Below are 11,758 nucleotides of genomic sequence, written 5' to 3' on the forward strand. Positions count from 1 at the left end.
ACTAAATCCAAGCGATGCAACAATTCTTCAGCATCTTTACGAACAATGTACTGACGGGAGCCTTGTTGTCAGGGGTTTTGGAACAGTAGTGGCAGGCTTTATGGGAGGCGATCGCTAGTGTGCGTTTCTTGTCTGTGAAAGCGGAGTGGTGAAAGGAGTAAAGTTTGAGCAGTTAAGTTTGATTTATTAAGTAATCTCTTGAAAAGCTAATAATTGAATTGATGATTTTGTTAATATAGACATTGTATTTAACTTGATGATATATTTTGAGTTTTGATAATATTGGCAAGTATTTAGCAGAGCAATATCCAGCCGAATTTGCTAAATGGTTACTCATGAGTGAACCACAAAAAGTTACAGTCCTAAAAACTGAACTTTCAATTGAGCCAATTCGAGCAGATTCAGTAATATTTCTTGAAACTGAAAGCCGCATTATACACATTGAGTTTCAGACGTTAACTAAATCTAATCCACCTGTTCCTTTACGGATGCTAGACTACTATGTCAGATTGAAACGGCAATATCGTAAACCAATAACTCAAATAGTAATCTTCTTGCAAGAAACTGATGACGTAATAGCTTTTACTGAAGAATACACTGACGAAGTAACCAGCCATCGCTATCGTGTTATACGCTTGTGGGAACAAGAACCGACGTTATTTCTTGAGAATTCTGCCCTTTTACCCTTTGCACCTTTGGCGCAAACTGACTCTCCCTCAAGTTTATTAGCGCAGGTTGCCGAGAAAATAGCTAAAATTCCTGATAGAGTCGAAAGACAGAATATTAGTGGGTGTACAGAGATTTTAGCGGGTTTAAGATTCAAAAAAGACTTAATTCATCAATTCTTACGCGAGGAAATTATGCAAGAATCTGTAATTTATCAAGATATTGTTCAAAAAGAAGCATTCAAGTTTTTTTACCGCCAATTAAATCGCCGCTTTGGTGAAATCGAAGGTTCGCTAGTCCAGCAAATTCGAGAATTATCTACTGAGCAGTTAGAGGCATTAGGAGAAGCATTTTTAGATTTTGATTCAGTTAATGATTTAGAAACTTGGTTAGCTCAACATACAGGCATATAAATAGGATTCTCAGTAATTATTTATTTGGTAAATGCTTGAATTTGGTTAGCTAAAACCTGTAGTTAAGGCTATTCCTAATGATACAAATCAGTCTTTATGAATACATCGCAGAAACTGCACTTGAACGCTATAATCTTGCTCAAATGCAGCTAAAATTTTTAGGGCATAGCGGAAGTGTAACCTACTTTCTAGAAACACAAACAGGTAAATTTCTGCTACGTATTCACTTCTCGATCTCTAGAAAGCAGGACGATATCTGGGGAATCTCAGAATTAATTGAGTCAGAACTTATGTGGCTTAATGCTTTGAGTCATAGTACAGAAATTGTTGTGCAACAGCCAGTTAAAAATCTAGAGGATAGATGGGTTACTCAAGTTTTGGTAGATGAAACTGAAGAAGTTTTTTATTGCTCACTGCTCCACTGGATTGATGGCGATATCATCAATACACCATTAAGCTTACAACAGGCTTATCTACTCGGTTCATTACTAGCTAAATTGCACAAGCATAGTAGCCAATGGCAACTGCCACCTAACTTTGTCCGCCCAGTATATGACAAAAATCGCTTTCAATTAGCACTATCAGAGGTTCAAAAAGCTGTATCATTACAACTGATTTCAGCAGAAAATTACAATGTCTTAGAATTAGCAGCTTGCCAAGTTCAAAACGTAATTAAAAGTCTTTCTCCTACAAAGGATACTTGGGGATTAATTCATGCTGATCTCCATGACGGTAATTATTTATTACACAATGAAGAAATCCGACCAATTGATTTTGCTCGGTGTGGTTTTGGCTACTATCTTTATGATTTAGCAAGTACGCTGCAATATTTAATTCCTAGTGTTAGACCCTTCTTTTGTGAAGGTTATCAGGCTATCCGTAAGCTACCTGAAAACTACTTACAAATTACAGAAGGTTTCTTTATCATGGCGGTGATTGATGTACTTTCTTTTCATGTGAACAATCCAAAAGAGCATAAGTGGATTTCCCAAACCGTACTGTATGTTGTTAAAGAACACGTTCATCCTTATCTTAAGGGTGAGCCATTTTTGTTCCAAAAGTATTAAAATCATTTGTTCTGAAGTATATCCCCAGACCCGTTGTAAAATCTCTCTACGAGAAAACGATTTGCCTGAGTGAATCACCAGTAATTCCAGCAGACTGTATTCTAGCCAATCATGGAAAGTCGCGTCTCCAAAATCCGGCGAATGCTTGCAACGCCCGTCTACCACCAGGATTTTTTGTTTATGGCTTTCCACGTTTTCCAACGCTCCATTTCGTGAGCGAGAACTTTTAATTGATGGGGTGAATAAATCTCCTTTGAAGTTCTTGCTGTAACATCTTGTATTCAAACATTTACTGACGACTCAAGTCGCTATTTCAAAGGTAAACTCTCTTGTTTATTGGTTTGTGATTTAGTTCACAAATCTCAGCACTCACTAAAGAATTCTGCCCCCATATTCAAACAGTGGCAATTGAATCACTTGTGTTTGTTTCACGTTCTCCAGGTTGGACAATGCAATTCCCAACAACCTAACACTACGATTCTCTAGCTCAACTGACTCAAACAGTACTGTCGCTGTAGTTAATATGGCTTCCATATCACGGGTGTAGTACAGCATTGTTTTACTGCGCGTGATTTGTTGGTAAGTAGCTAGGTGCAATTAAATATAAAACGCTCAAGGGCATATCCACCTTTGACACTTCTAGTTTCCATGCCATCAAGAATTGCCAACGCTAAGCCGTAGTTATTATCAAACATCTGTCCAGCAATCTCATGAGTTTTCAGTTGATGCCACTCTGACTCAATGCGATTCATCTCGGAACAATAGGGTGGTAAGAAGAACAAGTAAAGTCCTTGTTGTTGCCACTGTTGCCATTGTTGTTTTGCCAGTTTACTTGTATGCAGAGAACCATTGTCTTGAACAACGACAGTGATACGACCAGTTTCATTTAAAGTCTGTTGCGCTTTGGCTGCAACCCAATCCATAACCTCAATGTAACGTTTAGTTTTAAACCCACCTTGAACCAAGGCATACTCAAAACTGACTTGAGGTTCCCACAAACCCAAAATGCTAATACGACCACTACAGCTACCTACTTGTGGCATTAGTTTTTGGCTACCAATACGGCTGTAGCTATAGCTGGCTGGACTCCAACGACAACACCCAGATTCATCAAGGTACTTCAGTTCAACATAACCATCTACTGCCGCTTGCTTTAAGGTATCTAGGTCTGCTTGTTTGCGCTGTTGTTTCTCTGGGTCTTGTTTTCCTTTATGACTATGGCGGGTGCGTTTCCATCTCCACCTTTTTTTTTAAGCAAACGTCGCAGACGGTCTGGGCTTAGTTGCACATTTCTGTGTTGAGCCAACTTTTGTGATAGCTGCAAGCTGTTATAGGTACGGGGTTCTACCTCTAAACATTGCTCTAAGTATGCTAAGTCTGCCTCCTGCCATTTGCGCTTTGCGCCCAGTCGGGCTTTGCCTGCAATTGCTGTTTGAGCCTAGAATCCCCGCAATTGAATTGCGGGGAGTGTGTCAACCAGTTATTGTTTAGAAAATACAAGTTTAAACAAAACTCCAGTAATTAGCATCAAGGCTTAAACCTGTAACTCCTTGTAGGACGGCAACTAGCACGTCTGTATCTTGACGAAGATATATCCCTGTCCCTTGGGGCAGACCATTCGGAACAGAACCTAAGATGTATTGATATTCTATTGCTGAACTAGACTTGGCTAGTTGAATAGTATCTTGAGTGACGTTGAAGTCAGTAATAATTGCGTATTCACTGAAATTTTCCCCATTAGCCCCATTAGTATCAAAAGACAAGGACACACCGTACAGATTTCCAGATTCCGCTGTTGCCAAAATAAATCGGTCTACCCCTGCACCGCCTGTTAAGGTGTCAACGACATTCCCAGATTCATAAAAATTATACGCAATATCACCAATCAGCACATCATTACCAGCACCACCATTTAGAACATCACTACCACTACTTCCTTCTAAGGAGTCATCACCGAAGCTACCAATTAAGGTGTCATTGCTGGAAAAGCGCGCATCATCGCCAATGAGTGTGTCATTGCCTGCACCACCGTCGAGATAATCATTGCCTGAACTAGCAACAATGTAATCATTACCAAGACCACCATCAAGCAAGTCGTTACCACCACTAATTTGACGTGAAGTTCCAGGATCTAGATAGTTATAACCAGCAATCAGAGTATCGTTACCAATCCCACCGTAAAGATAATCCTTTCCGGAAGCACCCTGTAAAACGTCATCTCCCGAACCACCATCTAGTGTGTCATCTCCTGTCAGGGGGTTGAGACCTGTAAAAAGGATATCTGTCCAAATAGAATCCCCACGTAAGATGTCATTTCCTGACCCTCCGATTAATAGATCATTACCGTAACCTTTGTTAGAGTATTCTTTGTAGAAATAATTATCACCTCCGGTTGTACCTTCCTCAACATCATAACCACCCCATAAAACATCATTACCCGTGCCACCAATCAAGGTATCTTTGCCAGCACCACCCACCAGGAAATCATTACCAGTATCACCTTGTAAAGTATCCTGTCCCTCACGGTACAATTTCAAAACTTCATCAACATCTTGACCTACATAATCTGAATAAGTCCTATTCAAGTAGCGATCGCCTTGTAAAAAATCATTTCCAGCATTTCCATCAAGCCAGTCGCTACCATCGTCACCAGTGAGACTATCGTTTGCAGCTTTGCCAAATAATTTATCGTTTCCTGCTAGGCCGCTAATTGTGTCATTGTCTAAAGTTCCAATCAATGTATCGTTATTTAACGTACCTTTAATAACTGCCATAGCTGTTCACTTCCTGCTACAAAATTTTAGTAGCATAAGATACAAATGTATATTTTCTTTGAAAGCTTAAAAAAGCAACTATCTGAAGGGATATAGCCATTCTATTTGATATGTATAAACTATATCCTCTGATGTTAAATAGGAATGGCGCGCTTCTGCGCGTTATTTCTTGAGGCAAGCTGTTTTGAGCTTTCTTGTGCTGAGGGAGACAAACAAGTAAATGTACTCTCAGATGATTAGTAGTAATAAATACTAGTAATTCCTCTGAACTTCCCCTGCACAAGAGCTTGATTTGGTCAGCCGCAATACTTTTCGGATAAGCTGGGGAGGCTGGGGTAGCTGGGGTAGCTGGGGAAGAGAAAACTTATTTACAGTAACTCTTTCCCCCCCAGCATCCCCCGCTTCCTCAGCTCAAGAACAGCTTGCCTCAACAAATAACTTTTTCTCCTAACCGAAAAGTATTGTGGTCAGCCGAAGTCTACAATGGAGCTGTAGACTTTAGCTTGGGAGGTGTAATCAGATGATTGCACTTTAGGGCGAAGCGCAATCGCTCTCGACATGGTGCGTATTTTCGTTGAATTCCAGACGAGTGCCTTTTTTGTTCCTTTTTCAAAGCGTCGAGATCACTTTAAACAAGAGTCGCGCCACCAGATAAGATATGTTCAATACCGCTAACTGTCAAAACATTTGTACTGGCAGTATTCTTAATCTGGAGGAAGCCATTGACATCAGGTGTTCCAATGGTGTAAATACCACTACCGAGAACCGGAAGGAGTAAGGTATCGTAGCCTTGACCACCACTTAACTTGGCACTACCGAATCCCAGGTCAAAGATATCGTTTCCGTTGCCTGCACTGATAAAGATATTGGCAACAGCTCCATCCTGATTAGCACTTTCAATCGGATTGCCTTGAGCGTTTAAACCGCTGATTTTCCTTGCTTTGAACAAATCGTCACCAACTCCACCATCAATGCCAACGACATTGACACCATTGCCCTCGATTCCTACAGTAGTACCGTAGCCAAGAATTTGGTCATTGCCGTTACCTGCATTGATGCGACCTGTACCTGTATTAGAAATGCCGACTCCACGCCCGTTTGAGCCAGGCTTACCTATTCCACCAATACCAATGCCCGTCAGGACATCGTTTCCATTGCCAGCACCCAGGTCGGAGGTGTTAGCAATACCTATACCATCACCACCAGGGCCTACAAAATTGCCCTGGTCGAACCCAATGTCCTGGGTTCCTTTGCCTCCTGTACCAACACCAGTAATTGAATCATCTTCCGTTCCACCACTGATACTGCCCGTGTTGGAAATGCCGATTCCTTTGCCACCAACGCTAGTACGATCAGGGTAGACAAAACCCACTTGAGCACCTGTTCCAGTCCCGACAATAGAGTCTTTCCCTGTATCTCCATCAATCTTGCCTGTATTAGAGATGCCGATTCCATCTCCGCCTGTACCACCAAAGATGTGCCTACTACCAGTACCAGTGCCAGTGAGTGAATCATTCCCCGTACCGCCACTGATACTACCACTGCTTAAGATTCCAATGCCATCTCCCCCGTAACCCGTCCCTCTGCCGATGCCTGTGATCTTGTCGTTGCCTGTATCTGCACTAATCTTGCCTTGATTTGAGATACCTATACCCTTACCGTCATCGTTACTGGTACCGCCCTCACCTGTACCTGTGATCGTATCATTTCCTCCTCCAGTACTGATGATGCCTGTTGTACTGTTGAAGATGCCGGTTCCTGGCGCGGTGTACCGACCGATACCGCTGCCCCTACCAGTGCCTGTGATCGTATCATTTCCCAAACCAGTCTTTATGGTGCCACTATTGTCAATACCAGTTCCGCTTGAAGAACCACCCTGTCCCTTACCAAAGATAGTGTCGTTTCCCAAACCAGTCTCTATCGTACCGCTATTAGAAATACCAGTTCCGCTTGAAGAACCACCACTACCAGTGCCTGTGATCGTATCATTTCCCAAACCAGTCTTTACGGTGCCGCTATTAGAAATACCAGTTCCCTTTGAAGGAAAACCCTGAGCTTCACCATTGATAGTGTCGTCTCCCGAACGGGTATCGATGATGCCATTGGTTAAAACTTGAATACCGATAATTTCAATGTCGATTTGATAAGGGAAATTCTTGTCGGTACCTTGAACTAGATCTGCCTTATCTGTACCGATGATATTGGGAGGAACTATCAGTTTACTCATACGAATTCATCCTTATATGTAATGTTTTGTAAAACTTGAGAAAATGTTTTAGAAGATGAGCCAAAGCGATTCCATTTTTACGACTGTCATCCCTTGAGATGACCACCGAGTACAACCAGTCAGATGATCACCTCGCCCGCCCAAAAAAGCCTTAGATTTTTCTTCGTTGTTACCCATACTACTGTAGAAGTACCTTGCCATAAAATTCCTCCTACTTGATGAATTCAAAACTTATTATTTTTTGAGATTTAAATGAGTTCCCAAGTTGAGGTAAACAGCTAGAAAAATTCACACTGCTCATCTGAGTTTTTATTTCTATTGTGTTATCAATTCAATAATTAAATTTTTCGCGTAAGTTTCAAATTATTACAAAAATTCATCTACTTGACACAAAATAAAGTTATAAATATTTGCTCATGTAATTGTATATTTAATAACTTACTTAAGAACGCGATTAGAAAAGTTTCTGGCATTTATCTAATTAAGCTTGAAGTAGTTGAGCAGAGTAAATTTCAATCAATTCAGACTTTTTAATTTCGCCAATCAGCTAACTGTGTTACTAAAAAATAGCGCACATGGTCAACGAAAGAAGCTCCCCATTTATGAGTGCCATGTCCCATGCCAGGAACTACATAACAAGCACCATCACCAAAACACTTGGCACATTCAATAGCATCTTGTTTGCTGACAAGCCCGTCGTTAGCACCAACCAGAAAGCGAACTCGACGTGTCGGCTGAACCCGCTCAATATAAGTCATTGGGTTGCAGGCATTACTATGTTCGTCAGGGTATTTGAGATTATTGGCTAACTGTAAGATCTTAACTAAAGGTTTGATTTCTGGTTTGACTCGCTGCAAAATTACTTCTGCTAGTCCACCAAAGGGTGAAGCTGCTAATTCTGGTAAAAACCAGTGTCCCCAACTTTGAGCAAAAGATTGAAGATTAGCATGACCAATTGTTCCCAGCAGTCGCTCTCCAAGACCATTAGCATTAAAGGCATAGGCTGCTTGTAAAACTCCCATACTGACTCCAAACAAAGCCAAACGACTATCACTGATGCCGTAGCGTTCACAGCAGAAGTTACGTATTCTAGCAATGTCAACTGCAATCTGTTGAAAGATATGCAGCAGTAGCTTAGTGTCAAAGCAGACATCCCGCTCAATCAATGGTTTAATCTCATTTTCTACTACAGCGGTGAAACTACGTACTAGGCTACGCTCACCGGACAAAGGTGTATCGAATAAAGCTACAGCTATCCCCATCTGTGTCAAAGTTGGCACAATGAAGGCGTTCCAGCCATAAGGGGCACACATCCCTTGTAAACCAATTACCAGAGGCGTATGCTCTACAGGTCGATTCTGTGGTAAAAACACAGCAACAGGAAAGCCACTTAATCGCTCATCAATATCAGCTATCCCAGTATAAGCAAAAGGCTCGTAAAACCAGTAGCGATCGCCATTCACCCCTTCAAAATTAATTACATCTGGGCCGTAGATAGGCATGGTAGATAAATATTACAAGAGTTAGTGAAGTTAATTCTAAAAGATTAGTTTTGATAAATTGATTGCGATTGCCCCGCAAGGTGCAATGGATGGAATGAATTGTTGGGTTGGCAAGGCGATCGCGCTTTTGTAAAAGATGCAATCGCGCTCAGAGTGGTATAACAATTCAACTGGTTTGTTCATCAATGCCATCTCCCCTTGGGGCTAAGGAAATGGCACCAAGAGTGTGCGTTATTTTTTGAGGCAAGCTGTTCTTGAGCGGGGGCAGCAGAGGGTGCTGGGGAAGACAAATACATAAGTGTACTGAAGTATTTGCGGTAGCAATAGTTACTAAAATTACCATTCTCTCCCCCCAGCTGACCCAGCCTAAAGAGCTTTTCAAGCGTGCCATTTGACTCAGAGATATCAAGCTACACTTGATAACAGACTCTTAAGAGATAATTCTTTATATGAAAAACAGTAATATTACTGTTTTATTAATTTTAATTAATACTTACACTTATCAAGTGTAGGAATCAAATAGTATCTACCAAACGCAAATTATTATAAATTAATGTATGTTTCCTATTTAGCTATTGATCAGTTGAGTAAATAAATTAATATGAAAAACTTCGAGTGGAATGAATCAAGCTGTAATTATTCGTTTCAGCATCTTGTAGAAAATGCTAATGATATTATTTACTCCTTTTCCACCGAAGGCACTATTACCTATTTATCTCCTAAATTTACTGAAATTTTTGGTTATAAAACTTCGGAGCTAATAGGACAATCATTTTACCAAATAATTCATCCTAATGATTTACCTATCTGTCATGGCTTTCTCAAGGATATTCTGCAAACTGGTAATCACAAATCAGGGCTAGAATTTAGATGCAAGCTCAAGGATAATAGTTTTTCTTGGTTTCAAACGAATATTTCACCTATTAAGGATGCCAAAGAATGTGTTATTGGTTTTCAAGGTATTCTTCACGATGTTAATAAGTACAAACTTGTTGAGCAATCACTGCAACAACAAAGCAATATTTTACGGATGATCCTTGATAGGATGAGTGATGCAGTGGTTGTGGCTGATGAACAAGAGAAGTTTTTATTGTTTAACCCAGCAGCCGAACGAATGTTTGGCAGCGGTATCACCGATACAAATAGTGAACAGTGGTCAGAACAATATGGACTTTTTTTATCGGACAAAGTAACACCGATTGCAGGCAATGATGTGCCACTAGCACGGGCGATTAAAGGTGAAAAAGTAGACAATCTGGAAATTTTTGTACGTCATGCCAAAGTACCATCAGGCCTATGGGCATTGGTCTGTGGCAGTCCGTTAAGAGATGCTAATGGAGCGTTGAAAGGAGGAGTTGTTGTCTGTCGTGATATTACTGAACGTAAAAAAGCAGGAGTTGCTTCATTCTGCTTGGCCGCAATTGTGGAGTCCTCTGAAGATGCCATTATCAGCAAAACCTTAGATGGAGTGATTTTGAGTTGGAATGCTGGAGCAGAAAAACTGTTTGGCTATCAAGCACAAGAAGCGACTGGTCAACCTGTGGCAATGCTTATTCCTCCTGATCGCATCAATGAGGAAGTTAAAATTTTAGAGAAATTGAGGCGAGGAGAACAGATTGAACACTTTGAGACTGTGCGTCAACGCAAGGATAGGACGCTGATTGATATTTCCCTGACGATTTCTCCAATTAAAGACACAACAGGTAAAATCATTGGTGTCTCTAAGATTGCTCGTGATATCAGTACTCGTAAAAAAGCAGAAGTTGCTTTGCGAGAGTCAGAAGCCGAGTTGCGGCAGAAAGCAGCTGATCTGGAAACTACCTTACTTAAGCTGAAGCAAACGCAGATTCAGCTAGTGCAGCAAGAGAAAATGTCTAGTTTGGGGCAGTTAGTTGCTGGTGTTGCCCATGAAATTAATAACCCAGTCAACTTCATCTATGCCAATTTTAAGCCTGCCAATGAGTACATTCAAGACCTGCTTGAACTGCTGCGGTTGTATCAACAGCATTATCCCAACCCAGCGCCAGAGATCCAGGACAAAAGCGAGGAGATCGATCTAGATTTCCTGGTAGAAGATTTGCCCAAGTTGCTCTGTTCAATGGAAGTTGGGGCAGACCGGATTAAAAACATTGTGCTTTCTTTACGGAACTTCTCCCGTATGGACGAAGCCGAAATGAAATCGGTCAATATCCATGAGGGCATTGATAGTACACTGATGATATTACAAAATCGGCTCAAAGCCAAGCATGACCATCCTGAAATTGAAGTAATTAAGGGCTATGGCAACCTGCCGTTGGTTGAGTGCTACGTTGGTCAACTCAACCAAGTGTTTATGAACATTATTACTAATGCTATCGATGCCCTCGAAGAACGAGACCAACGGCGTACATTTGAGGAAATTGAGCAACAGCCTAGTCAAATTCGGATTTGTACACAGTTAGTAGGTTCAGACAAAGTTCAAATTCGGATTGTGGATAACGGTTTGGGTATTCCAGAATCCGCTCAAAACCAATTATTTAACCCATTCTTTACGACTAAACCAGTTGGCAAAGGCACAGGATTGGGAATGTCGATCAGCTACCAAATTATCGCTGAGAAGCATGGTGGTTCATTGTGGTGCCATTCCATACCCGGTCGGTCAGCCGAGTTTGTAATTGAGATTCCGATTCGACAGGGGAGCAACGCGCTCATAGTGAGATCGTCGTGAAATGAGCTGGGGGAGAGCAAGGAGAAAAGAAAATAATTTTAATTGGTAGCTAAATGCCTAAAACCATTACTGGATAACAAATACACGCATTTTAATTCGGCATTTATTGTCCAAAGCTTCCCCAGCCTTGCCATCTCACAAAATCGCGCAGCGTCTTTGAAAGAGATACCCGAAGGGCTTAACCCTGTTTTGTCACTCTCGGAAAATAATAATCGAAGCAAGGTTCTGAAACTTTTATTGAGCCAAGCTTTGAGCCTTTATTTTCTAACAGTAAATCAAATTTATAGCTCAAATCTGGAAATTAAAGCTCCCAAGGGCTTTCAGTGATTGGCTTCTCCCAAAGTGATAAAAGCGGTTGACGGACGAGGCTATGTCCGCAATGGATGAAAGAAACCAATAGAT

At 41.1% G+C, this 11,758-nt stretch carries 8 protein-coding genes and 3 pseudogenes; 3 read left to right on the forward strand and 8 right to left on the reverse strand.

Annotated features, from left to right (window positions below; genetic code table 11):
• Positions 1-266: 266 nt before the first annotated feature.
• Together AC5JL8_RS38150 and AC5JL8_RS38155 are read left to right on the forward strand one after the other, a co-directional pair.
• Entirely contained in the window at positions 267-1,079 is an 813-nt protein-coding gene (locus tag AC5JL8_RS38150) for an Rpn family recombination-promoting nuclease/putative transposase (protein WP_495884876.1), read from the forward strand.
• 77 nt (positions 1,080-1,156) lie between these two features.
• Positions 1,157-2,146 (forward strand): phosphotransferase enzyme family protein, encoded by a 990-nt coding sequence (locus tag AC5JL8_RS38155; RefSeq protein WP_495884877.1) that lies wholly within the window; start codon positions 1,157-1,159, stop codon positions 2,144-2,146.
• Between the two features lie 21 nt (positions 2,147-2,167).
• Here the strand turns inward: AC5JL8_RS38155 and AC5JL8_RS38160 are convergent.
• The 8 genes and pseudogenes from AC5JL8_RS38160 to AC5JL8_RS38195 form a co-directional block, all read right to left on the reverse strand.
• Positions 2,168-2,239: pseudogene (locus tag AC5JL8_RS38160) on the reverse strand (hypothetical protein); the annotation flags it as partial.
• An 11-nt stretch (positions 2,240-2,250) separates the two neighbouring features.
• Positions 2,251-2,338, reverse strand: a pseudogene (locus tag AC5JL8_RS38165) (DNA-binding response regulator); the annotation flags it as partial.
• A gap of 180 nt (positions 2,339-2,518) precedes the next feature.
• Positions 2,519-2,743, reverse strand: a complete 225-nt coding sequence (locus AC5JL8_RS38170; protein WP_495884878.1) for a DinB/UmuC family translesion DNA polymerase — start codon at positions 2,741-2,743, stop codon at positions 2,519-2,521.
• Positions 2,734-3,551, reverse strand: a pseudogene (locus AC5JL8_RS38175) (IS630 family transposase); the annotation flags it as partial. The gene AC5JL8_RS38170 and the pseudogene AC5JL8_RS38175, both read right to left, overlap by 10 nt.
• 97 nt (positions 3,552-3,648) lie before the next feature.
• Positions 3,649-4,920 carry a calcium-binding protein gene (locus AC5JL8_RS38180; RefSeq protein ID WP_495884879.1) on the reverse strand — a complete coding sequence of 424 codons (1,272 nt, stop codon included), beginning with the start codon at positions 4,918-4,920 and terminating at the stop codon, positions 3,649-3,651.
• A gap of 628 nt (positions 4,921-5,548) precedes the next feature.
• Entirely contained in the window at positions 5,549-7,147 is a 1,599-nt protein-coding gene (locus AC5JL8_RS38185) for a hypothetical protein (RefSeq protein WP_495884880.1), read from the reverse strand.
• A gap of 48 nt (positions 7,148-7,195) precedes the next feature.
• Positions 7,196-7,348, reverse strand: a complete 153-nt coding sequence (locus AC5JL8_RS38190; RefSeq protein WP_495884881.1) for a hypothetical protein — start codon at positions 7,346-7,348, stop codon at positions 7,196-7,198.
• Between the two features lie 329 nt (positions 7,349-7,677).
• Positions 7,678-8,649 carry an alpha/beta hydrolase family protein gene (locus AC5JL8_RS38195; RefSeq protein WP_495882441.1) on the reverse strand — a complete coding sequence of 324 codons (972 nt, stop codon included), beginning with the start codon at positions 8,647-8,649 and terminating at the stop codon, positions 7,678-7,680.
• Between the two features lie 601 nt (positions 8,650-9,250).
• On the opposite strand from AC5JL8_RS38195, the gene AC5JL8_RS38200 reads away from it, so the two are divergent.
• Positions 9,251-11,356 carry a PAS domain-containing sensor histidine kinase gene (locus tag AC5JL8_RS38200; RefSeq protein ID WP_495884882.1) on the forward strand — a complete coding sequence of 702 codons (2,106 nt, stop codon included), beginning with the start codon at positions 9,251-9,253 and terminating at the stop codon, positions 11,354-11,356.
• The last annotated feature ends 402 nt before the right edge of the window (positions 11,357-11,758 follow it).

The organism is Mojavia sp. (assembly GCF_059505145.1).